This window comes from Ideonella aquatica (genome assembly GCF_018069755.1).
Classification (GTDB): domain Bacteria; phylum Pseudomonadota; class Gammaproteobacteria; order Burkholderiales; family Burkholderiaceae_C; genus Ideonella; species Ideonella aquatica.
Genome location: NZ_JAGQDE010000006.1, coordinates 183,011 through 209,199, shown reverse-complemented (window position 1 = coordinate 209,199; position 26,189 = coordinate 183,011). Strand labels below are relative to the sequence as shown.

At 67.2% G+C, this 26,189-nt stretch carries 20 protein-coding genes, 4 tRNA genes and 1 pseudogene; 22 read left to right on the top strand and 3 right to left on the bottom strand.

The genetic code is table 11. The annotated features are described in order from the left end of the window. Together bchD and bchI are read right to left on the bottom strand one after the other, a co-directional pair. Positions 1 to 1,001 (bottom strand): annotated as a pseudogene (gene bchD / locus KAK06_RS09570) (magnesium chelatase subunit D); the annotation flags it as partial. 7 nt (positions 1,002 to 1,008) lie between these two features. Continuing rightward, a complete protein-coding gene (gene bchI, locus KAK06_RS09565) occupies positions 1,009 to 2,037 on the bottom strand; it encodes a magnesium chelatase ATPase subunit I (RefSeq protein WP_210801713.1) in 1,029 nt (342 codons plus the stop codon). A gap of 336 nt (positions 2,038 to 2,373) precedes the next feature. On the opposite strand from bchI, the gene KAK06_RS09560 reads away from it, so the two are divergent. From KAK06_RS09560 to rpoC, 18 genes are all read left to right on the top strand, one after another. After that, positions 2,374 to 2,961 (top strand): aminodeoxychorismate/anthranilate synthase component II, encoded by a 588-nt coding sequence (locus tag KAK06_RS09560; protein ID WP_210801712.1) that lies wholly within the window; start codon positions 2,374 to 2,376, stop codon positions 2,959 to 2,961. Between the two features lie 88 nt (positions 2,962 to 3,049). Then, positions 3,050 to 4,120, top strand: a complete 1,071-nt coding sequence (ltaE, locus tag KAK06_RS09555; protein WP_210801711.1) for a low-specificity L-threonine aldolase — start codon at positions 3,050 to 3,052, stop codon at positions 4,118 to 4,120. 18 nt (positions 4,121 to 4,138) lie between these two features. Beyond that, a complete protein-coding gene (gene trpD, locus KAK06_RS09550; protein ID WP_210801710.1) occupies positions 4,139 to 5,170 on the top strand; it encodes an anthranilate phosphoribosyltransferase in 1,032 nt (343 codons plus the stop codon). A gap of 4 nt (positions 5,171 to 5,174) precedes the next feature. Beyond that, positions 5,175 to 5,963, top strand: a complete 789-nt coding sequence (trpC, locus tag KAK06_RS09545) for an indole-3-glycerol phosphate synthase TrpC (protein ID WP_210801709.1) — start codon at positions 5,175 to 5,177, stop codon at positions 5,961 to 5,963. Beyond that, the gene (locus KAK06_RS09540; protein ID WP_310741061.1) at positions 5,960 to 6,688 is read left to right on the top strand and encodes a uracil-DNA glycosylase; all 729 of its coding nucleotides are present in this window, start codon (positions 5,960 to 5,962) and stop codon (positions 6,686 to 6,688) included. The genes trpC and KAK06_RS09540 overlap by 4 nt, the downstream gene beginning before the upstream one ends. 62 nt (positions 6,689 to 6,750) lie before the next feature. Further along, positions 6,751 to 6,836 (top strand) — tRNA-Tyr (locus KAK06_RS09535). A gap of 71 nt (positions 6,837 to 6,907) precedes the next feature. Further along, a tRNA-Gly gene (locus tag KAK06_RS09530) sits at positions 6,908 to 6,981 on the top strand. Between the two features lie 85 nt (positions 6,982 to 7,066). Further along, positions 7,067 to 7,141: transfer RNA gene (locus KAK06_RS09525), tRNA-Thr, on the top strand. Positions 7,142 to 7,196: 55 nt separating this feature from the next. Then, the gene (gene tuf, locus KAK06_RS09520) at positions 7,197 to 8,387 is read left to right on the top strand and encodes an elongation factor Tu (protein ID WP_210801697.1); all 1,191 of its coding nucleotides are present in this window, start codon (positions 7,197 to 7,199) and stop codon (positions 8,385 to 8,387) included. 18 nt (positions 8,388 to 8,405) lie between these two features. Continuing rightward, positions 8,406 to 8,481 (top strand) — tRNA-Trp (locus KAK06_RS09515). 158 nt (positions 8,482 to 8,639) lie between these two features. Next, positions 8,640 to 9,026 (top strand): preprotein translocase subunit SecE, encoded by a 387-nt coding sequence (gene secE / locus KAK06_RS09510; protein WP_210801708.1) that lies wholly within the window; start codon positions 8,640 to 8,642, stop codon positions 9,024 to 9,026. Positions 9,027 to 9,060: 34 nt separating this feature from the next. Then, positions 9,061 to 9,639 carry a transcription termination/antitermination protein NusG gene (nusG, locus tag KAK06_RS09505; protein WP_210801707.1) on the top strand — a complete coding sequence of 193 codons (579 nt, stop codon included), beginning with the start codon at positions 9,061 to 9,063 and terminating at the stop codon, positions 9,637 to 9,639. 170 nt (positions 9,640 to 9,809) lie between these two features. Further along, positions 9,810 to 10,241: a 50S ribosomal protein L11 gene (gene rplK, locus KAK06_RS09500; protein WP_210801706.1), complete on the top strand. Its 432-nt coding sequence runs from the start codon at positions 9,810 to 9,812 to the stop codon at positions 10,239 to 10,241. 1 nt (position 10,242) lies between these two features. After that, on the top strand, positions 10,243 to 10,953 hold the full coding sequence (gene rplA / locus KAK06_RS09495; protein WP_210801705.1) for a 50S ribosomal protein L1: 711 nt from the start codon (positions 10,243 to 10,245) through the stop codon (positions 10,951 to 10,953). A gap of 304 nt (positions 10,954 to 11,257) precedes the next feature. Further along, positions 11,258 to 11,788, top strand: coding sequence for a 50S ribosomal protein L10 (gene rplJ / locus KAK06_RS09490; RefSeq protein WP_210801704.1), 531 nt, complete (start codon positions 11,258 to 11,260; stop codon positions 11,786 to 11,788). A 52-nt stretch (positions 11,789 to 11,840) separates the two neighbouring features. After that, positions 11,841 to 12,221, top strand: a complete 381-nt coding sequence (gene rplL / locus KAK06_RS09485) for a 50S ribosomal protein L7/L12 (RefSeq protein ID WP_210801703.1) — start codon at positions 11,841 to 11,843, stop codon at positions 12,219 to 12,221. A gap of 325 nt (positions 12,222 to 12,546) precedes the next feature. Then, entirely contained in the window at positions 12,547 to 16,668 is a 4,122-nt protein-coding gene (rpoB, locus tag KAK06_RS09480) for a DNA-directed RNA polymerase subunit beta (protein WP_210801702.1), read from the top strand. Positions 16,669 to 16,747: 79 nt separating this feature from the next. Continuing rightward, positions 16,748 to 20,977 carry a DNA-directed RNA polymerase subunit beta' gene (gene rpoC / locus KAK06_RS09475; protein ID WP_210801701.1) on the top strand — a complete coding sequence of 1,410 codons (4,230 nt, stop codon included), beginning with the start codon at positions 16,748 to 16,750 and terminating at the stop codon, positions 20,975 to 20,977. A gap of 71 nt (positions 20,978 to 21,048) precedes the next feature. Here the strand turns inward: rpoC and KAK06_RS09470 are convergent, their stop codons facing one another. Next, a complete protein-coding gene (locus KAK06_RS09470; RefSeq protein ID WP_310741060.1) occupies positions 21,049 to 21,462 on the bottom strand; it encodes a PIN domain-containing protein in 414 nt (137 codons plus the stop codon). A gap of 223 nt (positions 21,463 to 21,685) precedes the next feature. On the opposite strand from KAK06_RS09470, the gene rpsL reads away from it, so the two are divergent. From rpsL to tuf (KAK06_RS09450), 4 genes are all read left to right on the top strand, one after another. Continuing rightward, positions 21,686 to 22,063 (top strand): 30S ribosomal protein S12, encoded by a 378-nt coding sequence (rpsL, locus tag KAK06_RS09465; RefSeq protein ID WP_035037914.1) that lies wholly within the window; start codon positions 21,686 to 21,688, stop codon positions 22,061 to 22,063. Positions 22,064 to 22,230: 167 nt separating this feature from the next. Continuing rightward, entirely contained in the window at positions 22,231 to 22,701 is a 471-nt protein-coding gene (gene rpsG / locus KAK06_RS09460) for a 30S ribosomal protein S7 (RefSeq protein ID WP_210801699.1), read from the top strand. A 75-nt stretch (positions 22,702 to 22,776) separates the two neighbouring features. Then, positions 22,777 to 24,879 carry an elongation factor G gene (gene fusA / locus KAK06_RS09455; RefSeq protein ID WP_210801698.1) on the top strand — a complete coding sequence of 701 codons (2,103 nt, stop codon included), beginning with the start codon at positions 22,777 to 22,779 and terminating at the stop codon, positions 24,877 to 24,879. Positions 24,880 to 24,994: 115 nt separating this feature from the next. Further along, positions 24,995 to 26,185, top strand: coding sequence for an elongation factor Tu (gene tuf, locus KAK06_RS09450; protein WP_210801697.1), 1,191 nt, complete (start codon positions 24,995 to 24,997; stop codon positions 26,183 to 26,185). Positions 26,186 to 26,189: the final 4 nt, after the last annotated feature.

Below are 26,189 nucleotides of genomic sequence, written 5' to 3'. Positions count from 1 at the left end.
CTGCCCGCGCTGCGCGAGGCGCTGCGCGCGCGGCCGGCCGCCAGGCGCGCCAGCAGGCCCGGCGGCAGTGCCGCCAGCGCGGCCTGCAGCAGCACGTCGGCGGCCTGCTCCAGCGACTGGTCGCTGGGGGGCGGATCGCCGGGGTCGGCGGGGGGCGGTGTGTCGGCGCAGGCGTCCTGCGGCGGCGGCTCGGCCGGCGTCTCCTCGGTGTCGTCGGCGGGCAGCGGCGGCAGCTGGGTGGCGCGCGGCGCCAGCACCAGGCGCGCGGCCCAGGCCAGGTCCTCGTCCTGCACCTGGGCATGGCCGGCCCAGGCGGCAGCGGCACGCGCGGCGCGCCAGGCCTGCAGCAGCGCGCGGTCGGAGCCCACGCCCAGCGCGGCGGCGGTCTCGGCCAGGGCCTGCAGTGCCTCATCGGGCACGGTGATCGATGGCAGCGCGGCGCGGGCGGCCTGCACCCGCTGGCGCCAGGTGGCCGCGTCGTTGGCGCTGGGCGGCTCCAGCGACTCGCCGCAGGCGGCCAGCTCCAGCCACAGCCCGAGGCGCTCGGCCAGCGCGGGGGGCAGGCTCTCGTCGGGTTCGGCGCCTTCGTCCATCGCCACCAGCGCCCAGCAGGCGGGCAGGCACTGGTCCAGGCCGTCGCGCTGCACGGCCACCTGGTGGGTGTCCAGCGCCTGGCCCAGCAGCGCGGCGCGGCCGCGGTCCAGGCGCTCGGCCATCGGCAGCAGCAGCACGCCGCCGTCGCACTCGGCCAGCAGGCCGCGCTGGGCCACCGGTCGGCCGCTGCGCAGGCTGGCCGTCAGGTCCAGGCCGCCCAGCAGGCGGGCGGTGTCGATGCTCGCGGGCAGGCGGCGCCAGGGCGTGTCAGGGGGCTGGCCGGCGGCCAGCCAGGCCAGCCAGGCGTCGCGGCGCGGGCCGTGGCGGTCGCGCAGCGCGATGCCGCCCAGGCCCGCGGGGTCCAGTGCCAGCAGTGCGGCGGCCTGGCGGGCCGCGGTGGCGTTCATCGGCGCCTCAGGCCGGCACCAGCTCGTCCACCGCGCGCTGCACCCGCACGCCCGAGCCGGCGTCGTCCAGCGGGTTGCGGCGCAGGCGGTGGCGCAGCGCGGGCGCGGCCATGCGGCGCAGGTGATCCGGCGTGACGCTGGCCGCACCTTCCAGCGCGGCCAGCGCGCGCGCGGCGCGCATCAGCGTGATCTCGCCGCGCAGGCCGTCGGTGCCCAGCTGCAGGCACAGCTGGGCGGCCAGGGTCAGTACCTCGTCGGACACCGCCAGCTCGGCCAGCCGGCGCTGCGCGCCCTGCAACTGGCGCCGCAACCGCGCCTGCTCGGCCGCCCAGGTCTGCTGGAAGGCCTCGGGGTCGCGCTCATAGGCTTCGCGGCGGCGCACCACCTCGATGCGCTGGGCAATGTCCTTGGGCGTGCCCACATCCACCGCCAGGCCGAAGCGGTCCAGCAGCTGCGGCCGCAGCTCGCCCTCCTCGGGGTTGCCGCTGCCCACCAGCACGAAGCGGGCGGGGTGGCGCACCGACAGGCCTTCGCGCTCGACCACGTTCTCGCCCGAGGCGGCCACGTCGATCAGCAGGTCGACCAGGTGGTCTTCGAGCAGGTTGACCTCGTCGATGTACAGAAAGCCGCGGTGCGCCCGCGCCAGCAGCCCGGGCTCGAAGGCCTTGACGCCCTGGCTCAGCGCCCGCTCCAGGTCGAGCGCGCCGACCACCCGGTCCTCGGTGGCGCCCAGCGGCAGGTCGACCACCGGCACCGGGCGCAGCGCGCTGCGCGAGCGGCCATGGCGGCCGGCGGCCTGGCACTCGGGGCACAGGCGGGCGGCGCCGGCGCGCGGGTCGCAGCCATAGCGGCAATCGGCCAGCGCGCGCATCGGCGGCAGCAGCGCGGCCAGGCCGCGCACCGCGGTGGACTTGCCGGTGCCGCGGTCGCCCAGGATCAGCACACCGCCCAGGCTGGGATCGACCACGGTGGCGAGCAGCGCCCGCTTCATCTCCTCCTGGCCGACGATGGCGGTGAACGGGTAGGGCGTGGCCATGGAAATCACCTTGGGCGGCAGGGGGCCGCAAGCTGTCAATTTAACAGGACACTTGCAGGTGTCAATGGTGGTGTTCATGCGCCCGGCGGCAGCGCCTCGCCGACGCGGCCATAATGGACCCATGTCTGCGATCCGTCTGATCCCTGCAGCGCGCTCCGGGTGGCGTTGGCGCAAGCCATCGGCCTGAACCCACCCATGCCCCCGGGCGACCGCTGTCGCGGCCCCGCCCCCACTCCCCGCCCCCTCTGCCGCGCCTGCCTGCGCCCCACGGGGTTGCCGGGATCGAGAATCCCGGGGGTCCGCCAGACCTCCGCTGCCATCCAAGGGAAAGCGCCCATGCTGCTGATGATCGACAACTACGACTCCTTCACCTTCAACCTGGTCCAGTACTTCTCTGAGTTGGGCGAAGAGGTGAAGGTGGTGCGCAACGACGAGATCACCGTCGACGAGATCGGTGCCCTGCAACCCGACCAACTGGTGCTCTCGCCCGGCCCCTGCTCGCCGGCCGAGGCCGGTGTGTGCGTGCCGGCGATCCAGGCCTTTGTGGGCAAGCTGCCGATCCTGGGTGTGTGCCTGGGCCACCAGAGCATCGGCGCCGCGCTGGGCGGGCGCATCATCCGTGCCAAGACCCAGATGCACGGCAAGACCAGCGTCATCGACACCGATGGCGAAGGCGTCTACGCCGGCCTGCCCAAGCAGTTCACCGTGATCCGCTACCACTCGCTGGTGATCGAAGAGAGCACCCGGCCCGAGGCGCTGCAGGTGACCTCGCGCTCGGAGGACGGCGAAATCATGGGCGTGCGCCACCGCGAGCTGGCTGGCACCCGCACGCCGCTGGAGGGTGTGCAGTTCCACCCCGAGTCCATCCTCTCCGAGCATGGGCACGCGATGCTGCGCAACTTTGTGGCGATGAGCCGGGCATGAGCGCGCGGGCCGAGCGCCGGGCCGCTCCCAAGCCGGCCCGCATCCCCCCGGGGGATCGGGCGCTGTACCCAGCGAACGAGGGGCAGACATGATTGACCTGCGCAGCGACACCGTCACGCGGCCAACGCCCGCGATGCGCGAGGCCATGGCCCGCGCCGAGGTGGGCGACGATATCTTCGGCGACGACCCCACCGTCAACGCGCTGCAGCAGCGCATGGCGGCGCTGGCCGGCATGGAGGCCGCGCTGTTCATGCCCAGCGGCACGCAGAGCAACTTCTGCGCGCTGCTGGCGCACTGCCAGCGCGGCGACGAGTACATCGTCGGCCAGCTGGCCCACACCTACCGCTACGAGGGCGGCGGCGCCGCGGTGCTGGGCAGCATCCAGCCGCAGCCGCTGGCGCAGGACGCGCGCGGACTGATGGCGCTGGCCGACATTGCCGGCGCGATCAAGCCCGACGACCCGCACTTCGCGCGCAGCCGCCTGCTGTGCCTGGAGAACACCTGGAACGGCCATGTGATGCCGCAGCGCTACCTGGCCGAGGCCACCGCGCTGGCGCGCTCGCGCGGCCTGGCCTGCCACCTGGACGGCGCCCGCGTGTTCAACGCCGCGGTGGCCGAGGCCGGGCCGGGCGGTGACATCGCCAGCGCGCTGCGCGGCATCACGCGCCACTTCGACAGCGTCTCGATCTGCTGCTCCAAGGGCCTGGGCGCGCCGGTGGGCTCGCTGTTGTGCGGCTCGCGCGAGCTGATCACCCGCGCCCACCGCATCCGCAAGATGGCTGGCGGCGGCCTGCGCCAGGTCGGCCTGCTGGCCGCGGCGATCGACCATGCGCTGACCCACCACCTGGGCCGCTTGCACCAGGACCACGCGCTGGCCGCGCGCCTGGCTGACGGCCTGCGCGGCCTGCCGGGGCTGAGCGTCAAGAGCGCCGAGACCAACATCGTCTTCGTCGACGTGGCCGACGGCCGCGGTCCGGCGCTGCTGGCCCACCTGGCGGCGCAGGGCATCCTGGCCACCGGCCTGATCGGCCTGCGCTTCGTCACCCACCAGGATGTCGATGCCGAGGGCATCGACCGCACCATCGCCGCGGTGCGCGCCTTCGTCGAACTTCACCCCGCCGCCGATGCGCCCACCGCGGCGCCGCGCGCCCCGTACTGACCCGCCCGAAAGACCGCCATGAGCATCACCAACACCGAAGCCCTGACCCGCGTCATCGAGCACCGCGAGATCTTCCACGACGAGATGCTGACGCTGATGCGCCGCATCATGAGCGGCGAGATGTCGCCGGTGATGATCGCCGCGCTGGCCATCGGCCTGCGCGTCAAGAAGGAGTCGATCGGCGAGATCGCCGCCGCCGCTCAGGTGATGCGCGAGTTCGCCACGCCGGTGCCGGTGGCCGACCGCAGTGGTCTGGTCGACATCGTCGGCACCGGCGGCGACGGCAGCCACACCTTCAACATCTCCACCGCCAGCACCTTCGTCGCCGCGGCGGCGGGCGCGCGGGTGGCCAAGCACGGTGGGCGCAGCGTGTCGTCCACCAGCGGCTCGGCCGATGTGATGGAAGCGCTGGGCGCGCACATCAACCTGACGCCCGAGCAGGTGGCGCAGTGCCTGGCGCAGACCGGCATCGCCTTCATGTTCGCGCCCAACCACCATGCGTCAATGAAGCATGCGGCGCCGGTGCGCAAGGAACTGGGCGTGCGCACCATCTTCAACATCCTGGGCCCGCTGACCAACCCGGCCGGCGCGCCCAACATGCTGCTGGGCGTGTTCCATCCCGACCTGGTGGGCATCCAGGTGCGCGTGCTGCAGCGCCTGGGCGCCGAGCATGCGATGGTGGTCTATGGCATGAACGGCATGGACGAGATCTCGCTGTCGGGCGAGACCATGGTGGGCGAGCTGAGGGACGGCTCGGTCCACGAGTACATGGTGCACCCCAGCGACTTCGGCCTGCCGGTCTACGACAGCCGCGTGCTGCGCGTGGCCAACCGCGATGAATCGGTGGCCTGCATCCAGCGCGCACTGGGCAACGAGGATGGCCCGGTGCGCGACATCGTGCTGCTCAACGCCGGTGCTGCGCTGTACTGCGGCGGCCAGGCGGCCAGCATCAGCGACGGCGTGAAGCTGGCGCGCGAGGCGGTGGCCTCGGGCCAGGCCATGGCCAAGCTCAGCGCCTTCGTCGCGGCCACGCAAGCGCTCAAGGGCTGAGCCGATGGACGACATCCTGAAGAAGATCGTTGCGGTCAAGCACCAGGAAGTGGCCGCTGCGAAGGCGGCGCGCGACCTGGCCAGCCTGCGCCGCGACGCCGAGTCGCTGGGCGGCCAGCGCGACTTCATCGGCGCGCTGCGCGCGAAGATCGCCGCCGGCCAGGCCGGCGTGATCGCCGAGATCAAGAAGGCCAGCCCCAGCAAGGGCGTGATGCGCGACCCCTTCGAGCCCGCCGAGATCGCCGCCAGCTATGCCAGCCACGGGGCGGCCTGCCTGAGCGTGCTGACCGATGTCCAGTTCTTCCAGGGCAGTGCCGGCTACCTGCAGGCCGCCCGCGCCGCCTGCGCGCTGCCGGTGCTGCGCAAGGACTTCATGGTCGACGCCTACCAGGTGTTCGAGGCCCGTGCGATGGGCGCCGACTGCATCCTGCTGATCGCCGCCTGCCTGGACGATGCCCAGATGGCCGACCTGGAAGCCCAGGCGCTGGCGCTGGGCATGGCGGTGCTGGTGGAGGTGCATGACGGCGCCGAGCTGGACCGCGCACTGCGTCTGACCACCCCGCTGGTGGGCATCAACAACCGCAACCTGCGGACGTTCGAGGTCACGCTGGACACCACACTGGGCCTGCTGCCGCGCGTGCCGGCCGACCGCCTGCTGGTCACCGAGTCGGGCATCCTGGGTCGCGACGATGTGCAGCGCATGCGCGCCGCCGATGTTCACGCCTTCCTGGTCGGCGAAGCCTTCATGCGCCAGCCCGATCCGGGTGTGGCGCTGGCCAGCTTATTCGCGTGAGCGGCGACCTGTTCGGCGCTGCCGACAATCGGCTGCAGTGGCCGCTGGACGAGCTTATTGACGAAGTGGGCGCTGACTGGCGGCCGCTGGTCCAGGCCTGGGCCACGAGCCCGGCTGGGCTGGGCCTGCGCGCCCATGTTGAGGCCCGGCAGGCCGCTGGCGCGCTGATCTACCCGGCCCAGCCTTTCCGCGCGCTGGCCCTGACGCCGTTGGACGGCGTGCGCGCCGTGATCCTGGGCCAGGATCCGTACCACGGGCCGGGTCAGGCCGAGGGCCTGGCCTTCTCGGTGCCGCCGGGCCAGAAGATCCCACCCAGCCTGCGCAACATCCACGCCGAACTGCAGCGCGACCTGGGCCAGGCGCCGCCGCGCCACGGCCACCTGGGCGACTGGGCGCGCCGCGGCGTGCTGCTGCTCAACACCAGCCTGACGGTGGAGGACGGCCAGCCGGCCAGCCACGCGAAGAAGGGCTGGGAGGCGCTGACCGACGCGCTGATCGAGGCGGTGGCCCGCCAGCCGCGCCGCATCGCCTTCCTGCTGTGGGGCGCCCATGCGCAGGCCAAGGCGTCGCTGATCGAGGCCGCTGCGCCGGGCCGCCACCTGTTGCTGCAGGCCAACCATCCGTCGCCGCTGTCGGCCCGCCGGCCGCCCGTCCCCTTCCTGGGCTGCGGCCACTTTGGCGCCTGTCGCGATGCCGGTATCGCGGTGGACTGGCAGCTCGCCTGACCCCGCCGCACCGCTGATTTGCGCACTGCACGAAAAAGCTGCTAAACTCTTGGGCTCGCTCCGGAGGGGTGCCCGAGTGGCTAAAGGGGGCAGACTGTAAATCTGTTGGCTTACGCCTACGCTGGTTCGAATCCAGCCTCCTCCACCAGAGCGAACCAGACAAGAAGGTGCCAGCCGAAAGGCTGGCACCAGGTTGCAGATGATGTGAACGAGTCCCGAGCGGGAGTAGTTCAATGGTAGAACCTTAGCCTTCCAAGCTAATGACGCGGGTTCGATTCCCGTCTCCCGCTCCAGTGAAGGTCAGGGTTCGTTGGTGTGTGTCGAGTGAGTCGGCACAGGCCTGAGGGGTGCCCCGGCAGCCCTCAATCCTGTGTCGATGCCCATGTGGCTCAGTGGTAGAGCACTCCCTTGGTAAGGGAGAGGTCGCGCGTTCGATCCGCGCCATGGGCACCACCTCTTTCTCGGTTTCATTGTTCTCGAACGCCCTCAGGGGCACCAGGAGCGCAAGATGGCAAAAGGCAAGTTTGAGCGGACCAAGCCGCACGTGAACGTGGGCACGATTGGTCACGTGGACCATGGCAAGACGACGCTGACGGCGGCGATCACGACGATCCTGGCCAAGAAGTTCGGTGGCGAGGCCAAGGCCTACGACCAGATCGATGCGGCGCCGGAAGAAAAGGCGCGCGGCATCACGATCAACACCGCGCACGTCGAGTACGAGACGGCCAACCGCCACTACGCACACGTGGACTGCCCGGGTCACGCCGACTATGTGAAGAACATGATCACCGGCGCGGCGCAGATGGACGGCGCGATCCTGGTGTGCTCGGCCGCTGACGGCCCGATGCCCCAGACCCGCGAGCACATCCTGCTGGCGCGTCAGGTGGGCGTGCCCTACATCATCGTCTTCCTGAACAAGTGCGACATGGTCGACGACGCCGAGCTGCTCGAGCTGGTCGAGATGGAAGTGCGCGAGCTGCTCAGCAAGTACGACTTCCCGGGCGACGACACCCCGATCATCAAGGGCTCGGCCAAGCTGGCGATCGAAGGCGACACCGGTGACCTGGGCGAGCAGGCGATCTTCCGCCTGGCCGACGCGCTGGACAGCTACATCCCCACGCCCGAGCGCGCGGTGGACGGCACCTTCCTGATGCCCGTTGAAGACGTGTTCTCGATCTCGGGCCGCGGCACCGTGGTGACCGGTCGCGTCGAGCGCGGCATCGTCAAGGTCGGCGAGGAAATCGAAATCGTCGGTATCAAGCCGACCCAGAAGACCACCTGCACCGGCGTGGAAATGTTCCGCAAGCTGCTGGACCAGGGCCAGGCGGGTGACAACGTCGGCATCCTGCTGCGCGGCACCAAGCGCGAGGAAGTCGAGCGCGGCCAGGTGCTGTGCAAGCCCGGCTCGATCAAGCCGCACACCCACTTCACCGCTGAGGTCTATGTCCTGAGCAAGGAAGAGGGCGGCCGCCACACCCCGTTCTTCAACAACTATCGCCCGCAGTTCTACTTCCGCACGACGGATGTGACCGGCGCGGTGGAGCTGCCGAAGGACAAGGAAATGGTCATGCCGGGCGACAACGTCAGCATCACCGTCAAGCTGATCGCCCCGATCGCGATGGAAGAAGGCCTGCGCTTCGCCATCCGTGAAGGCGGCCGCACCGTCGGCGCCGGCGTCGTGGCCAAGATCATCGAGTAAACCTTCCCGAAAGGCTGCAGGGGTATAGCTCAATTGGCAGAGCGTCGGTCTCCAAAACCGAAGGTTGTAGGTTCGATTCCTACTGCCCCTGCCAACAGATCACGCTGACCCGTTCAGCGTGCCCGGTTGGCGGCTCCGCAAGGAGCCCAGCAGCCCGAAGCAGGCAGCCCGCAGGCCACCAGAGCCCGGCGGGCTTTCCTGCTGTTGGGCCGTCAGTCTCCTGACGACCCGACAGACCACCAGAACAGACCCATGGCCACCTCTCCTCAAGTCGAAACTGTCTCCACCGGCGCTGACAAGGCCAAGCTGGCCGCAGCGGCGGTGCTGCTGATCGGCTCGGTTGCTGCCTTCTACCTGCTGAACCAGCAGAGCATGTGGCTGCGCGTGGTGGCCCTGCTGGTGGGCGTGGCCCTGGCGGTGGGCGTGTTCTTCGCGTCCGAGAACGGCAAGCAGCTGATTGCCTTCGGCCGCGAGTCGGTGCGCGAGACCAAGAAGGTCGTCTGGCCCACCCGCAAGGAAGCCGGCCAGATGACGCTGTACGTGTTCGCCTTCGTCGTCGTGATGGCCCTGTTCCTGTGGCTGACCGACAAGACGCTGGAGTGGGTGCTGTACGACCTGATTCTGGGCTGGAAGCGTTGATCGCGCGCCGAGTCCCCCAACAAGAGGCATCCGAATGAGCGAATCCGTCGCCCCTGACACCGCCGCCAACGCACCGGCCAACGGCATGCGCTGGTACGTGGTGCATGCCTATTCGGGCATGGAAAAGGCCGTCGAGCGCAACATCCGCGAGCGCATCGAGCGTGCCGGCATGCACGCCAAGTTCGGCCGCATCCTGGTGCCCACCGAAGAAGTGGTGGAGCTGAAAAACGGCAAGAAGTCGGTCACCGAGCGCCGCTTCTTCCCCGGCTACGTGCTGGTCGAGATGCTGATGGACGACGAGTCCTGGCACCTGGTCAAGCACACCAGCAAGGTCACCGGCTTCGTCGGCGGCGCGCGCAACCGCCCGGCCCCGATCTCCGAGGCCGAGGTCATGAAGATCGTCAACCAGATGCAAGAAGGCGTCGAGAAGCCGCGGCCCAAGGTCGAGTGGCAGGTCGGCGAGCTGGTCCGCGTCAAGGAAGGCCCGTTCACCGACTTCAACGGCGCTGTCGAGGAAGTCAACTACGAGAAGTCCAAGGTCCGCGTCTCGGTCACGATCTTCGGTCGTGCCACGCCGGTGGAGCTGGATTTCTCGCAGGTCGAGAAAGTCTGACGACCTGAGTCGTCAGGCTTTTCGAGTCCGCCCGTCAGGGCGGGCTCAAAAGGTCAAGGCAGTCAGCAGCGTTCCCGACCCGGCGCCGCTGATGAAGTTCGAAACGGGTCGTGGACGAGGAGCTGAAGGGTTGATGCCCCGAAGCGTCTGAACTCGACAAGGAGCCATTCATGGCAAAGAAGATCGTCGGCTTCATCAAGCTGCAAGTGCCGGCAGGCAAGGCGAACCCCTCGCCCCCGATCGGTCCCGCGCTGGGTCAGCGTGGCCTGAACATCATGGAGTTCTGCAAGGCGTTCAACGCGCAGACCCAGGGTCTTGAGCCGGGCATGCCCATTCCCGTGACCATCACCGCGTTCGCGGACAAGAGCTTCACCTTCAAGATGGGCACGCCCCCGGCGACCTATCTGATCAAGAAGGCCATCAAGCTCGACAAGGGTTCGGACAAGGCCCACCTGAACAAGGTCGGCAAGATCACCCGCGCTCAGCTGGAAGAAATCGCCAAGCTGAAGATGAAGGACCTGACGGCGGCCGACATGGACGCTGCGGTGAAGACGATTGCCGGTTCCGCCCGCTCGATGGGCGTGATCGTGGAGGGCGTGTGACATGGCAAAGCTGACCAAGAAGGCCAAGGCCCTGCAGGGCAAGGTCGACAGCCTCAAGCTGTACACCATCACTGACGCGCTGACCCTGGTCAAGGGCTGCGCCACCGCCAAGTTCGACGAGTCGATCGATGTCGCCGTCCAGCTGGGCATTGACCCGAAGAAGTCGGACCAGGTCGTGCGTGGCGCCGTCGTGCTGCCCAACGGCACCGGCAAGACCAAGCGCGTGGCGGTGTTCGCCCAAGGCGCCAAGGCTGAAGAAGCCAAGGCCGCCGGTGCCGACGTGGTCGGCATGGAAGACCTGGCCGAGCGCGTCAAGGCGGGCGACATGCCCTTCGACGTGGTCATCGCCTCGCCCGACACCATGCGCATCGTCGGTACCCTGGGTCAGATCCTGGGTCCGCGTGGCCTGATGCCGAACCCGAAGGTCGGCACCGTCACCCCCGACGTCGCCACTGCGGTGAAGAACGCCAAGGCCGGCCAGGTCCAGTTCCGCGTCGACAAGGGTGGCATCATCCACGGCACGATCGGCCGTCGCTCGTTCGACGACGACAAGCTGGTGGGCAACCTGTCCGCGCTGCTGGAAGCCCTGAACAAGGCCAAGCCGGCCTCGTCCAAGGGTGTCTACCTGCGCAAGCTGGCCGTGTCCTCGACGATGGGCGTCGGCGCCCGCGTTGACATCAGCTCGGTGGCGATCAACGCCACCGCGGGCTGATCGGCCTGCAGCCCTGAATCCGGCCGGGCGGCCGTCTTGACGCCCGGCTGGTCATTGGTGGGCCGTGCCCGGAGTTCGCTCCAGGCACGGGCCATCCAAGACCGCTGGTGACGATGCGCAAGCACCGTCTTAATCCACCCCGAGGGTCCGCCCGACGGGACAACCAGCGCAGATGGCGTCCCCGCCGTGACGAACGAGGTGGTCAGTGAAGAGCACCTCACTCGGAGCGGCAAGGTCGCTGAAACCCCGGTGCACCGGAGTCGCCCGTCAGGGTGGCGAAGGTGCGTGATGTGAGGAGTAGACCTTGAGTCTCAACCGCAACGAGAAGGCGGCCGTGATCGAGGAAGTGGCAGCGCAAGCCGCCAAGTCCCAGACCCTGGCGCTGGCCGAGTACCGTGGCCTCACCGTGGAAGCCCTGAACAAGCTGCGCGTCGATGCGCGTGCCAAGGGTGTGTATCTTCACGTGCTGAAGAACACCCTGGCCCGTCGCGCCGTCGCCGGCACCCCGTTCGAGGCAGCCTCGGAGAGCATGGTCGGCCCGCTGATCTACGGCTTTTCGGAAGATGCTGTCGCCGCGGCCAAAGTCATCGCTGACTTTGCCAAGGGCAACGACAAGCTGGTCATCAAGGCCGGCGCCTACGCTGGCAAGGCCCTGGACGCCGATGGCGTCAAGGCCCTGGCCTCGATCCCCAGCAAGGAAGTCCTGCTGGCCCAGATCGCCGGCCTGCTGATGTCGCCCGTGCAACGCATGGCCGGCGTCCTGGCTGCGCTGTCCGAGAAGCGTGGTGGCGGCGAAGCGCCTGCCGACGCGCCTGCAGAGGCCCCGGCGGCCTGATCCCGTCCGCCTGCATCCCATTCACTGATTCACTGATTTCAAGGAAACCATCATGGCTTTCGACAAAGACGCCTTCCTGACCGCCCTGGACAGCATGTCCGTCATGGAACTCAACGACCTGGTCAAGGCGATTGAAGAGAAGTTCGGCGTGTCCGCCGCCGCCATGGCCGCCCCGGCCGCCGGCGGTGCCGCTGGTGCTGGCGCCCCGGCCGCTGAAGAGAAGACCGAGTTCAACGTCGTGCTGACCGAAGCCGGCGCCAACAAGGTCTCGGTCATCAAGGCCGTGCGCGAAATCACCGGCCTGGGCCTGAAGGAGGCCAAGGACCTGGTCGACGGCGCCCCGAAGAACGTCAAGGAAGGCATTGCCAAGGCCGACGCCGAAGCCGCCGTCAAGAAGCTGGTCGAAGCCGGCGCCAAGGCCGAGCTGAAGTAATTCAGCCGTCCGCCAGGAGGCTGGGAGTCCCGCAAGGGCTCCCGGCCTTTTGCGCTTCACAGCGGTGCGCAGAAGGGCTTTCGCCCTTCGAGAGCAGCTGGAAAATTCCCGAGTGATAATCGTGGGTTTTCCAAGTGTTCTCTGATCCGACTGCAGAGAACGGGTTTGGTCGGACTCCGGTGCAATGCCGGGGTTGTCCGCCAGCGGTTGGTAGTGGCCAACCACCAAGCTTTCAGGCCCCCCTGTGCGGGGATGAGCCTGGCCAGCCAGTCGCCGACGCAGCCCGTGCTACCGGCCGGCACGCGCTGTCGATACGGAGTCTTCCATGGCGCAAGCAACCCCCTACAGCTACACCGAGCGCAAGCGTATCCGCAAGAGCTTCGGCAAGCGCGAGAGCGTTCTCAACGTCCCCTACCTGCTGACGATGCAGCGGGAGTCCTACGTCGCCTTCCTGCAGAAGGACACCCCGCCGCAGCAGCGCAAGCCCGAGGGCTTGCAGGCCGCCTTCCTGTCCGCGTTCCCGATCGTCTCGCACAACGGGTTCGTGGAGATGAAGTTCATCGAATTCAACATCGCCAAGCCCACCTTCGACGTGCGCGAATGCCAGCAGCGGGGCCTGACCTTCGCGGCGGCCGTGCGCGCCAAGCTGCAGATGATCATCTATGACCGCGAGGCGCATCCCGCCAAGGTGGTCAAGGAGATCAAGGAGCAGGAGGTCTACATGGGCGAGGTGCCCCTGATGACCGACTACGGCTCGTTCATTGTCAACGGCACCGAACGCGTCATCGTCAGCCAGCTGCACCGCTCGCCGGGCGTGTTCTTCGAGCACGACAAGGGCAAGACCCACAGCTCGGGCAAGCTGCTGTTCAGCGCCCGCATCATTCCCTACCGCGGCTCCTGGCTGGACTTCGAGTTCGACCCCAAGGACATCCTGTACTTCCGCGTCGACCGCCGCCGCAAGATGCCGGTCACGATCCTGCTCAAGGCCATCGGCCTGAACCCCGAGCAGATCCTGGCGCACTTCTTCAAGAACGACACCTTCCGCCTGATGGACGCGGGCGCGCAGATGGAGTTCGTGCCCGAGCGCCTCAAGGGCGAGGTGGCCCGCTTCGACATCACCGACAAGACCGGTGCCGTCGTCGTCGAGAAGGACAAGCGCATCACCGCGCGCCATGTGCGCCAGCTCGAGCAGGGTGGCACCACCTTCGTCTCGGTGCCCGAGGACTTCCTGGTGGGCCGCATCGTCGCCCGCAACATGGTCGACCCGGACACCGGCGAGATCATCGCCAAGGCCAACGACGAGCTGACCGAGGCCCTGCTGAAGAAGCTGCGTGCCGCCGGCATCAAGGACATCCAGTGCCTGTTCACCAATGAACTGGACCAGGGCGCCTACATCAGCCAGACCCTGGGTCTGGACGAGACCGCCGACCAGCTGGCCGCCCGCGTCGCCATCTACCGCATGATGCGCCCTGGCGAGCCGCCGACCGAGGACGCCGTCGAGGCCCTGTTCCAGCGCCTGTTCTACAGCGCCGACACCTACGACCTGTCGCGCGTAGGCCGCATGAAGTTCAACGCCCGCGTGGGCCGCGACGCCCCCGAAGGCCCGATGACGCTGTCCAACGAGGACATCCTCGACGTCGTCAAGATCCTGGTCGAGCTGCGCAATGGCCGCGGCGAGGTCGATGACATCGACCACCTGGGCAACCGCCGCGTGCGCTGCGTGGGCGAGCTGGCCGAGAACCAGTACCGCTCGGGCCTGGCCCGCATCGAGAAGGCCGTCAAGGAGCGTCTGGGCCAGGCCGAGACCGAAGCCCTGATGCCGCACGACCTGATCAACTCCAAGCCGATCTCCGCGGCGCTCAAGGAGTTCTTCGGCGCGTCGCAGCTGTCGCAGTTCATGGACCAGACCAACCCGCTGTCCGAGATCACGCACAAGCGTCGCGTCTCGGCCCTGGGCCCGGGCGGTCTGACCCGCGAGCGCGCCGGCTTCGAGGTGCGCGACGTGCACCCCACGCACTACGGCCGTGTCTGCCCGATCGAAACCCCTGAAGGTCCGAACATCGGCCTGATCAACTCGCTCGCGCTGTACGCCCAGCTCAACGAATACGGCTTCCTCGAGACGCCGTACCGTCGCGTGGTCGACAGCAAGGTGACCGACCAGATCGACTACCTCTCGGCCATCGAAGAAGGCAAGTACGTCATCGCCCAGGCCAACGCCGCGCTGGGTGCCGACGGCACGCTGACCGACGAGCTGGTCTCGGCCCGTGAGAACGGCGAATCGGTGCTGACCTCGCCCGAGCGCATCCAGTACATGGACGTGGCGCCGACGCAGATCGTCTCGGTGGCGGCCTCGCTGGTGCCCTTCCTGGAGCACGATGACGCGAACCGCGCGCTGATGGGCGCCAACATGCAGCGCCAGGCCGTGCCGGTGCTGCGCCCCGAGAAGGCCCTGGTGGGTACCGGTGTCGAGCGCGTCGCCGCGGTCGACTCGGGCACCGTGGTCACGGCGCGCCGCGGCGGCGTGGTCGACTATGTCGACACCAACCGCGTGGTGATCCGCGTCAATGATGCAGAAGCCGTGGCCGGTGAAGTCGGCGTCGACATCTACAACCTGATCAAGTACCAGCGCTCGAACCAGAACACCAACATCCACCAGCGCGCCATCGTGCGCCGCGGTGACAAGGTGGCGGCGGGCGATGTGGTGGCCGACGGCGCGTCGACCGACCTGGGCGAGCTGGCCCTGGGCCAGAACATGCTGGTCGCGTTCATGCCCTGGAACGGCTACAACTTCGAAGACTCGATCCTGATCAGCGAACGCGTCGTCGCCGAAGACCGCTACACCTCGATCCACATCGAGGAACTGGTGGTCATGGCCCGCGACACCAAGCTGGGCGCCGAGGAAATCACCCGCGACATCCCCAACCTGTCCGAGCAGCAACTGGCTCGCCTGGACGAGTCGGGCATCGTCTACATCGGTGCCGAGGTCAACCCCGGCGACGTGCTGGTGGGCAAGGTCACACCCAAGGGCGAGACCACGCTCACGCCTGAAGAGAAGCTGCTGCGCGCGATCTTCGGCGAGAAGGCGTCCGACGTGAAGGACACCTCGCTGCGCGTCGACCAGGGCACGCAGGGCACCGTCATCGACGTGCAGGTCTTCACCCGCGAAGGCATCCAGCGCGACAAGCGCGCCCAGCAGATCATCGACGATGAACTCAAGCGCTTCCGCCTGGACCTGAACGACCAGCTGCGCATCGTCGAGGCCGACGCCTTCGACCGGATCGAGAAGCTGCTGGTCGGCAGTGTCGCCAACGGCGGCCCGCAGCGCCTGGCCAAGGGCACCGTGATCACCAAGGAGTACCTGGCCGGCATCGACAAGTACCACTGGTTCGACGTCCGCCCGGCCGAGGAGGCCCAGGCCAACCAGCTCGAGTCGATCAAGAACTCGCTCGAGCAGACCCGCCACGGCTTCGATCTGGCCTTCGAAGAGAAGCGCAAGAAGCTGACCCAGGGCGACGAGCTGCCCGCCGGCGTGCTGAAGATGGTCAAGGTCTACCTGGCCGTCAAGCGCCGCCTGCAGCCTGGCGACAAGATGGCCGGCCGCCACGGCAACAAGGGTGTGGTGTCCAAGATCGTGCCGGTCGAGGACATGCCTTACATGGCCGACGGCACCCCCGCCGACATCGTGCTCAACCCGCTGGGCGTGCCCTCGCGGATGAACGTCGGCCAGGTGCTGGAAGTGCACCTGGGCTGGGCGGGCAAGGGCATCGGCCAGCGCATCGGCGACATGCTGCAGCGCGAAGCTGCCGTGGCCGAGCTGCGCAAGTTCATGGACGAGCTCTACAACCAGTCGGGCGGCAAGCCCGAGAACCTGGGCGAGTTCACCGACGCCGAGGTGTTGGAGATGGCCCATGAGCTGACCAAGGGTGTGCCCTTCGCGACGCCGGTCTTCGACGGCGCCAAGGAAGAGGAAATCCGCGGCATGCTGAAGCTGGCCTACCCGGAGGACATCGCCACCCGCAAGGGCCTGACCGAGACCCGCACCCAGGCCTGGCTGCATGACGGCCGCACCGGCGAGCGCTTCGAGCGCCCGACCACCGTGGGCTACATGCACGTGCTGAAGCTGCACCACCTGGTCGACGACAAGATGCACGCCCGCTCCACCGGCCCGTACAGCCTGGTCACCCAGCAGCCGCTGGGCGGCAAGGCGCAGTTCGGCGGCCAGCGCTTCGGCGAAATGGAAGTCTGGGCGCTGGAAGCCTACGGCGCCGCCTACGTGCTGCAGGAAATGCTGACCGTCAAGTCGGACGACGTGAACGGCCGCACCAAGGTGTACGAGAACATCGTCAAGGGCGAGCACGCGATCGATGCCGGCATGCCGGAATCGTTCAACGTGCTGGTGAAGGAAATCCGCTCGCTGGGTATCGACATCGAGCTGGAAAAGAACTGATCGCCCACGCGGCGGGCGCCGCCCGCCGCCGCAGCCATCCGTCCCTTTTCCATCCCGAGACCACTATAGGAGTTAAGCCATGAAAGGCTTGCTGGACCTCTTCAAGCAGTTCACCCCGGATGAACACTTCGACGCGATCAAGATCGGGCTGGCTTCGCCCGAGAAGATCCGTTCGTGGTCGTTCGGCGAGGTGAAGAAGCCCGAGACCATCAACTACCGCACCTTCAAGCCGGAGCGTGACGGCCTGTTCTGCGCCAAGATCTTTGGCCCGATCAAGGACTACGAGTGCCTGTGCGGCAAGTACAAGCGCCTGAAGCACCGCGGCGTGATCTGCGAGAAGTGCGGCGTTGAAGTCACCCAGACCAAGGTGCGCCGCGAGCGCATGGGCCACATCGACCTGGCCGCGCCTTGCGCCCACATCTGGTTCCTGAAGTCGCTGCCCTCGCGTCTGGGCCTGGTGCTGGACATGACGCTGCGCGACATCGAACGCGTGCTCTACTTTGAAGCCTACGTCGTCGTCGACCCCGGCATGACCTCGCTGAAGAAGTTCAGCATCATGAGCGAGGACGAGTACGAGGCCAAGCGTGCCGATCCCGCCTTCGGCGATGACTTCGAGGCCCTGATGGGCGCCGAGGGCATCCAGAAGCTGCTCGCCGAGATGGACCTCGACGTCGAGATCGACAAGCTGCGCAACGACATGACCGGCAGCGAGCTGAAGGTCAAGAAGAACTCCAAGCGCCTGAAGGTCATGGAGGCCTTCAAGAAGTCGGGCATCAAGCCGCACTGGATGGTGATGGACGTGCTGCCGGTGCTGCCGCCGGACCTGCGTCCGCTGGTGCCGCTGGATGGCGGCCGCTTTGCCACCTCGGACCTGAACGACCTCTACCGCCGCGTCATCAACCGCAACAACCGCCTGGCCCGTCTGCTCGAGCTCAAGGCCCCCGAGATCATCGTGCGCAATGAAAAGCGCATGCTGCAGGAGGCCGTGGATTCGCTGCTGGACAACGGCCGCCGCGGCAAGGCCATGACCGGCGCCAACAAGCGTGCGCTGAAGTCGCTGGCCGACATGATCAAGGGCAAGAGCGGCCGCTTCCGCCAGAACCTGCTGGGCAAGCGCGTCGACTACTCGGGCCGCTCGGTCATCACCGTGGGCCCGACGCTCAAGCTGCACCAGTGCGGCCTGCCCAAGCTGATGGCGCTGGAGCTGTTCAAGCCCTTCATCTTCAGCCGGCTGGAGGCGATGGGCATCGCCACCACCATCAAGGCGGCGAAGAAGGAAGTGGAATCCGGCACGCCGGTGGTCTGGGACATCCTTGAAGAAGTCATCAAGGAACACCCGGTCATGCTCAACCGCGCCCCGACGCTGCACCGCCTGGGCATCCAGGCCTTCGAGCCGGTGCTGATCGAGGGCAAGGCGATCCAGCTGCACCCGCTGGTCTGCGCGGCCTTCAACGCCGACTTCGACGGCGACCAGATGGCCGTCCACGTGCCGCTGTCGATCGAAGCGCAGATGGAAGCCCGCGCCCTGATGCTGGCCTCGAACAACGTGCTCTTCCCGGCCTCGGGCGAGCCGTCGATCGTGCCCTCGCAGGACGTGGTGCTGGGCCTGTACTACGCCACCCGCGAGCGCATCAACGGCAAGGGCGAAGGCATGGTCTTCTCCGACACCGTTGAGCTGCAGCGCGCGCTGGACAACGGCGCGGTCGAGATCACCTCGAAGATCTCGGTGCGCCTGGTCGAGTGGACCAAGGACGCCGACGGCGAGTTCCAGCCCGAGACCAAGCTGGTCGACACCACCGTCGGCCGTGCGCTGCTGTCCGAGATCCTGCCCAAGGGCCTGCCCTTCGCCAACATCAACAAGGCACTGAAGAAGAAAGAGATCAGCCGTCTGATCAACGTCTCCTTCCGCAAGTGCGGCCTGAAGGAGACCGTGGTCTTCGCCGACAAGCTGCTGCAGTCGGGCTTCCGCCTGGCCACGCGCGCCGGCATCTCGATCGCCATCGACGACATGCTGGTGCCGCCGCAGAAGGCCGGCCTGATCGAGCGTGCCGAGAAGGAGGTCAAGGAGATCGAGCAGCAGTACGTCTCGGGCCTGGTCACCGCCGGTGAGCGCTACAACAAGGTCGTGGACATCTGGGGCAAGACCGGCGACGAGGTCGGCAAGGTCATGATGTCGCAGCTGTCCAAGCAGAAAGTCATCGACCGTCACGGCAAGGAAGTCGACCAGGAGTCGTTCAACTCGATCTACATGATGGCCGACTCGGGCGCGCGGGGCTCCGCTGCCCAGATCCGCCAGCTGGCCGGCATGCGGGGCCTGATGGCCAAGCCGGACGGCTCCATCATCGAGACGCCGATCACGGCGAACTTCCGCGAAGGCCTGAACGTTCTGCAGTACTTCATCTCCACCCACGGCGCTCGCAAGGGCCTGGCGGACACGGCGCTGAAGACCGCGAACTCGGGCTACCTGACCCGCCGTCTGGTGGACGTCACGCAGGACCTGGTGGTGGTCGAGGACGACTGCGGTACCGAGCACGGCTTTGCCATGCGCGCGCTGGTCGAAGGCGGTGAAGTCATCGAGTCGCTGCGCGACCGCATCCTGGGCCGCGTCACCGCGGTCGAGGTGACCCACCCCGAGACCCAGGAGATGCTGATCGGCGCCGGCACCATGCTGGACGAGGACAACCTGGACGTCATCGAGGCCGCCGGCGTCGACGAGGTCAAGGTGCGCACGCCGCTGACCTGCGGCACGCGTTTCGGCCTGTGCGCCAAGTGCTATGGCCGCGATCTGGGCCGTGGCGGCCTGGTCAACACCGGTGAGGCCGTGGGCGTGATCGCCGCGCAGTCGATCGGTGAGCCGGGCACGCAGCTGACGATGCGGACCTTCCACATCGGTGGTGCCGCCTCGCGCGCCGCCGTGGCCTCCAGCGTGGACGCCAAGTCGGACGGCTTCATCGGCTTCAACGCCACGATGCGCTATGTGACCAACGGCAAGGGCGAGCTGGTGGTGATCTCCCGTTCCGGCGAGATCATCATCTCCGACCAGCACGGTCGCGAGCGCGAGCGCCACAAGGTGCCGTACGGCGCCACGCTGAACGTCAAGGCCGACCAGCAGCTCAAGGCCGGCACCGTGCTGGCCAACTGGGACCCGCTGACCCGCCCGATCATCACCGAGTTCGCCGGCAAGGCGCGCTTCGAGAACGTCGAGGAAGGCGTCACCGTCGCCAAGCAGGTCGACGAGGTCACCGGCCTGTCCACGCTGGTCGTGATCGACCCGAAGCGCCGCGGTGCTGCCAAGGTCGTGCGCCCGCAGGTCAAGCTGCTCGACGCGGCTGGCCAGGAAGTCAAGATCCCCGGCACCGACCACTCGGTGACGATCGGCTTCCAGGTGGGCGCGCTGATCCAGATCCGCGACGGTCAGGACCTGGCGCCGGGTGAGGTGCTGGCGCGCATCCCGGTCGAAGGCCAGAAGACCCGTGACATCACCGGCGGTCTGCCGCGGGTGGCCGAGCTCTTCGAGGCGCGTTCGCCCAAGGACAAGGGCGCGCTGGCCGAGATCACCGGCACGGTGTCCTTCGGCAAGGAGACCAAGGGCAAGGTGCGCCTGCAGATCACCGACCCGGATGGCAAGGTGTTCGAGGAGCTGGTGCCCAAGGAGAAGAACATCCTGGTGCACGAAGGCCAGGTGGTCAACCGCGGCGAGCTGATCGTCGACGGCGCGGCGGATCCGCAGGACATCCTGCGCCTGCTGGGCGTCGAGGAGCTGGCGCGCTACATCGTCGACGAGGTGCAGGACGTCTACCGTCTGCAGGGCGTGAAGATCAACGACAAGCACATCGAGGTGATCGTTCGCCAGATGCTGCGCCGCGTGCAGATCGTCAACTCGGGCGACTCGACCTACATCGCCGGTGAACAGGTGGAGCGCTCCGAGCTGTTCAACACCAACGAGAAGCTGCGCGCCGAGGGCAAGGTGCAGGCCACCTACCAGGACGTGCTGCTGGGCATCACCAAGGCCTCGCTGTCGACCGACTCGTTCATCTCCGCGGCGTCCTTCCAGGAAACCACCCGCGTGCTGACCGAGGCGGCGATCATGGGCAAGCGCGACTCGCTGCGCGGCCTGAAGGAGAACGTGATCGTTGGTCGCCTGATCCCGGCCGGTACCGGCATGGCCTTCCACCAGGCCCGCAAGGCCAAGGAAGAGATGGATGAGACCGAGCGTCGCGCCATCGCGCTGCAGGAGGCCGAGGAGCTGGCCGCCACGCAGCTGGCCGCGCTGGACAACGCCTCGGGCGACGAGCCGGCGGCCGAGTAAGCCACCACGCCGCGTGTCAGGCCGCGCGCCTGGCACCCCGAAGGGCGACCGCGAGGTCGCCCTTTTTTCGTTCAGCCGGCCGGTCGCCAGTCGGCGGGGTGGACGATCTGCAGGCCGTGCAGCGCCAGCGCGCGCTGGCGCAGCTTCAGCACCGCCTTGTCGCGGCTGACCAGCCAGCGCGCGCCGCAGGCCAGCGCGAAGTCGATGAACTTCTGGTCGTCGGGGTCGGTGCAGCGCAGCACGGGCTGGGGCGCACAGGCTGGCGCATCGCCGGGCAGGGCGCCAGCGTCCACCGCGGCCAGCAGCGCCGCTGGCGTCACCACACCGGCGGGCAGGCGGCCGCGCGCCAGCACATGGGCCAGCTCGTCGCGCAAGGGCGCGGCGATGCGCCAGCGCCAGGCGCCCGCCTGCAACCAGCGACTCCAGTCGCTGCAGCGGGGGTCGGCAAAGTGCTGCCAGTCCAAGATGCTCTGGGTGTCCAGCACAGCATCCTGGCCTTCAGTGCGAGAGTGTGTATTCACATGGACGGCTGCATTTGCCGCGCCAACGGCCTGGCTTGCGTGCGCCTGGGCCGCGACCTATAATGTTCGGCTTTTCGGCAAGTTCTGCCGTGCTTGGCGCTGCCTGGGCAACCCGGTGGCGCCTGGGCATTGTCAGCCAAGCCAGAAGAATTTTTTCGTCGTAACTTCAAACGGGAACAAGTTACCCATGCCCACCATCAACCAGCTCGTGCGCCAAGGCCGCCAGGTCGAGGTCACGAAGTCCAAGTCGCCTGCGATGCAGAACTGCCCGCAGCGCCGCGGGGTTTGCACCCGCGTCTACACCACGACCCCGAAGAAGCCGAACTCGGCGCTGCGCAAGGTCGCCAAGGTCCGCCTGACCAACGGTTTCGAGGTCATCTCGTACATCGGCGGTGAAGGCCACAACCTGCAGGAACACAGCGTCGTGCTCGTGCGCGGCGGCCGTGTGAAGGATCTGCCGGGCGTGCGCTACCACATCGTGCGTGGCTCGCTCGACCTGCAAGGCGTCAAGGATCGCAAGCAGTCGCGCTCCAAGTACGGCGCCAAGCGTCCCAAGAAGGCCTGATCGGCCGTCTGACAAGTTCGTGTCACACCGGCCTGCCAGGCTGCTGATGTGATCCCAGTTGCGGCCTCACCCCGATACGGTGCGGTCGAGTAAGTGAAGGGCCCGAATGTGTGGTCCCTCCAGGTGAGCAGGTGGCTGCCACCCACTGAAGATGAAGGAAGAGTGAAATGCCTCGTCGTCGCGAAGTCCCCAAGCGCGAGATCCTGCCCGATCCGAAGTTCGGCTCGGTCGATCTGTCCAAGTTCATGAACGTCATCATGGAGTCCGGCAAGAAGGCCGTGGCTGAGCGCATCATCTATGGCGCCCTCGAGCAAGTCGAGAAGAAGGCCGCCAAGGATCCGCTGGAAGTGTTCATGACCGCGCTGAACAACGTGAAGCCCATGGTCGAAGTCAAGAGCCGCCGCGTCGGTGGTGCGAACTACCAAGTTCCCGTGGAAGTTCGTCCCATCCGCCGCATGGCCCTGGCGATGCGCTGGCTCAAGGAATCGGCCCGCAAGCGTGGCGAGAAGTCGATGGCCGCGCGCCTGGCCAACGAACTGCTGGAGGCCTCCGAAGGCCGCGGCGGCGCGATGAAGAAGCGCGACGAAGTGCACCGCATGGCCGAGGCCAACAAGGCCTTCTCGCACTTCCGCTTCTAAACCACCGTTCTTCGGCCGCTCAGGGTTAACGCTGACCCGGGCGGCCCTCGCCATTTCTGGCATTTGGAGTGACACATGGCTCGTCAGACCCCCATTGAGCGCTACCGCAACATCGGTATCTCCGCTCACATCGACGCCGGCAAGACCACCACGACCGAGCGCATCCTGTACTACACCGGTGTGAACCACAAGATCGGTGAAGTGCACGACGGTGCCGCCACCATGGACTGGATGGAGCAGGAGCAGGAGCGTGGCATCACGATCACCTCCGCCGCGACCACCTGCTTCTGGAAGGGCATGGACCTGAACTATCCGGAGCACCGCTTCAACATCATCGACACCCCCGGGCACGTGGACTTCACGATTGAGGTGGAGCGTTCGATGCGCGTGCTCGACGGCGCCTGCATGGTGTACTGCGCGGTGGGTGGCGTTCAGCCCCAGTCGGAAACCGTCTGGCGCCAGGCCAACAAGTACAAGGTGCCCCGCCTCGCGTTCGTCAACAAGATGGACCGCACCGGCGCCAACTTCTTCAAGGTCGTTGACCAGATGAAGACCCGCCTGAAGGCCAACCCCGTGCCGGTGGTGATTCCCATCGGCGCCGAGGAAAACTTCAAGGGCGTGGTCGACCTGATCAAGATGAAGGCGATCTTCTGGGACGAGGCCTCGCAGGGCATGAAGTTCTCCTACGAGGACATCCCCGCCGAGCTGACCGAGCTGGCCCAGGAATGGCGCGAGAAGATGGTCGAGGCCGCTGCCGAGGCCACCGAAGAGCTGATGAACAAGTACCTCGAGACGGGCGACCTGACCGAGGAAGAGATCAAGCTCGCCATCCGCACCCGCACGATCGCCACCGAGATCCAGCCGATGCTGTGCGGCACCGCCTTCAAGAACAAGGGCGTGCAGCGCATGCTCGACGCGGTGATCGATTTCCTGCCCTCCCCGGTGGACATTCCCCCGGTCGGCGGCACCGACGAGGACGACCAGCCGGTCACCCGCAATGCCGACGACAAGGAGAAGTTCTCCGCGCTGGCCTTCAAGCTGATGACCGACCCGTTCGTCGGCCAGCTGACCTTCGTTCGCGTGTACTCGGGCGTGCTGACCTCCGGCTCGACCGTCTACAACCCGATCAAGGGCAAGAAGGAGCGCATCGGCCGGATCCTGCAGATGCACGCCAACCAGCGTGAGGAAATCAAGGAAATTCTGGCCGGTGACATCGCCGCCTGCGTGGGCCTGAAGGAAGTGACCACGGGCGAGACCCTGTGCGATCCGGATGCCGTGATCACGCTGGAAAAGATGGTCTTCCCGGAGCCGGTGATCTCGCAGGCCGTCGAGCCCAAGACCAAGGCCGACCAGGAAAAGATGGGTATCGCGCTGGGCCGTCTGGCTGCCGAAGACCCGTCCTTCCGCGTGCGCACCGACGAGGAATCGGGCCAGACCATCATCTCGGGCATGGGTGAGCTGCACCTGGAAATCATTGTCGACCGCATGAAGCGCGAGTTCGGCGTGGAAGCCAACGTGGGCAAGCCGCAGGTCGCGTACCGCGAGACCATCCGCAAGTCGGCCACCGACGTCGAAGGCAAGTTCGTCCGTCAGTCGGGCGGCAAGGGCCAGTACGGTCACGTGGTGTTCACGATCGATCCGCAGGAAGCCGGCAAGGGCTTCGAGTTCGTCGATGCGATCAAGGGCGGCGTGGTGCCGCGCGAGTTCATCCCGGCGGTCGAGAAGGGCGTCGTCGACACCCTGCCCAACGGCGTGCTGGCGGGCTTCCCGGTGGTCGACGTCAAGGTCACGCTGACCTTCGGCTCGTACCACGAAGTGGACTCGAACGAAAACGCGTTCAAGATGGCCGCGTCGATGGGCTTCAAGGAAGCCATGCGCCGCGCCAGCCCGGTGATCCTGGAGCCGATGATGGCCGTGGAAGTCGAGACCCCTGAAGACTACGCCGGCTCGGTGATGGGCGATCTGTCCAGCCGCCGCGGCATGGTCCAGGGCATGGACGACATGGTCGGCGGCGGCAAGATCATCAAGGCCGAGGTCCCGCTGTCCGAGATGTTCGGCTACTCGACCACGCTGCGCTCGATGTCGCAGGGCCGTGCCACGTACACGATGGAGTTCAAGCACTACAGCGAAGCTCCGAAGAACGTGGCCGACGCGATCATCACCGCGCGGTCGAAGTAATTTCTGCCGGTCTTCGGCGCCGCGTCACGAACGCGGTGGGCCCGCTGCCCGTGGCGGGCCCGTGCCGGAGACCTTAAACCGACACGGGACACTGTTCTTTCTGTGGAGAAGAGAAATGGCAAAAGGCAAGTTTGAGCGGACCAAGCCGCACGTGAACGTGGGCACGATTGGTCACGTGGACCATGGCAAGACGACGCTGACGGCGGCGATCACGACGATCCTGGCCAAGAAGTTCGGTGGCGAGGCCAAGGCCTACGACCAGATCGATGCGGCGCCGGAAGAAAAGGCGCGTGGCATCACGATCAACACCGCGCACGTCGAGTACGAGACGGCCAACCGCCACTACGCGCACGTGGACTGCCCGGGTCACGCCGACTATGTGAAGAACATGATCACCGGCGCTGCCCAGATGGACGGCGCGATCCTGGTGTGCTCGGCCGCTGACGGCCCGATGCCCCAGACCCGCGAGCACATCCTGCTGGCGCGTCAGGTGGGCGTGCCCTACATCATCGTCTTCCTGAACAAGTGCGACATGGTCGACGACGCCGAGCTGCTCGAGCTGGTCGAAATGGAAGTGCGCGAGCTGCTCAGCAAGTACGACTTCCCGGGCGACGACACCCCGATCATCAAGGGCTCGGCCAAGCTGGCCATCGAAGGCGACACCGGTGACCTGGGCGAGCAGGCGATCTTCCGCCTGGCCGACGCGCTGGACAGCTACATCCCCACGCCCGAGCGCGCGGTGGACGGTACCTTCCTGATGCCCGTTGAAGACGTGTTCTCGATCTCGGGCCGCGGCACCGTGGTGACCGGTCGCGTCGAGCGCGGCATCGTCAAGGTCGGCGAGGAAATCGAGATCGTCGGTATCAAGCCGACCCAGAAGACCACCTGCACCGGCGTGGAAATGTTCCGCAAGCTGCTGGACCAGGGCCAGGCTGGCGACAACGTCGGCATCCTGCTGCGCGGCACCAAGCGCGAGGAAGTCGAGCGCGGCCAGGTGCTGTGCAAGCCCGGCTCGATCAAGCCGCACACCCACTTCACCGCTGAGGTCTATGTCCTGAGCAAGGAAGAGGGCGGCCGCCACACCCCGTTCTTCAACAACTATCGCCCGCAGTTCTACTTCCGCACGACGGATGTGACCGGCGCGGTGGAGCTGCCGAAGGACAAGGAAATGGTCATGCCGGGCGACAACGTCAGCATCACCGTCAAGCTGATCGCCCCGATCGCGATGGAAGAAGGCCTGCGCTTCGCCATCCGTGAAGGCGGCCGCACCGTCGGCGCCGGCGTCGTGGCCAAGATCATCGAGTAAGGGG

Coding starts and splice junctions, on each gene's coding strand:
- bchI (WP_210801713.1), bottom strand. CDS start 2,037: ATGGCCACGCCCTACCCGTTCACCGCCATCGTCGGCCAGGAGGAGATG.
- KAK06_RS09560 (WP_210801712.1), top strand. CDS start 2,374: ATGCTGCTGATGATCGACAACTACGACTCCTTCACCTTCAACCTGGTC.
- ltaE (WP_210801711.1), top strand. CDS start 3,050: ATGATTGACCTGCGCAGCGACACCGTCACGCGGCCAACGCCCGCGATG.
- trpD (WP_210801710.1), top strand. CDS start 4,139: ATGAGCATCACCAACACCGAAGCCCTGACCCGCGTCATCGAGCACCGC.
- trpC (WP_210801709.1), top strand. CDS start 5,175: ATGGACGACATCCTGAAGAAGATCGTTGCGGTCAAGCACCAGGAAGTG.
- tuf (WP_210801697.1), top strand. CDS start 7,197: ATGGCAAAAGGCAAGTTTGAGCGGACCAAGCCGCACGTGAACGTGGGC.
- secE (WP_210801708.1), top strand. CDS start 8,640: ATGGCCACCTCTCCTCAAGTCGAAACTGTCTCCACCGGCGCTGACAAG.
- nusG (WP_210801707.1), top strand. CDS start 9,061: ATGAGCGAATCCGTCGCCCCTGACACCGCCGCCAACGCACCGGCCAAC.
- rplK (WP_210801706.1), top strand. CDS start 9,810: ATGGCAAAGAAGATCGTCGGCTTCATCAAGCTGCAAGTGCCGGCAGGC.
- rplA (WP_210801705.1), top strand. CDS start 10,243: ATGGCAAAGCTGACCAAGAAGGCCAAGGCCCTGCAGGGCAAGGTCGAC.
- rplL (WP_210801703.1), top strand. CDS start 11,841: ATGGCTTTCGACAAAGACGCCTTCCTGACCGCCCTGGACAGCATGTCC.
- rpoB (WP_210801702.1), top strand. CDS start 12,547: ATGGCGCAAGCAACCCCCTACAGCTACACCGAGCGCAAGCGTATCCGC.
- rpoC (WP_210801701.1), top strand. CDS start 16,748: ATGAAAGGCTTGCTGGACCTCTTCAAGCAGTTCACCCCGGATGAACAC.
- rpsL (WP_035037914.1), top strand. CDS start 21,686: ATGCCCACCATCAACCAGCTCGTGCGCCAAGGCCGCCAGGTCGAGGTC.
- rpsG (WP_210801699.1), top strand. CDS start 22,231: ATGCCTCGTCGTCGCGAAGTCCCCAAGCGCGAGATCCTGCCCGATCCG.
- fusA (WP_210801698.1), top strand. CDS start 22,777: ATGGCTCGTCAGACCCCCATTGAGCGCTACCGCAACATCGGTATCTCC.
- tuf (WP_210801697.1), top strand. CDS start 24,995: ATGGCAAAAGGCAAGTTTGAGCGGACCAAGCCGCACGTGAACGTGGGC.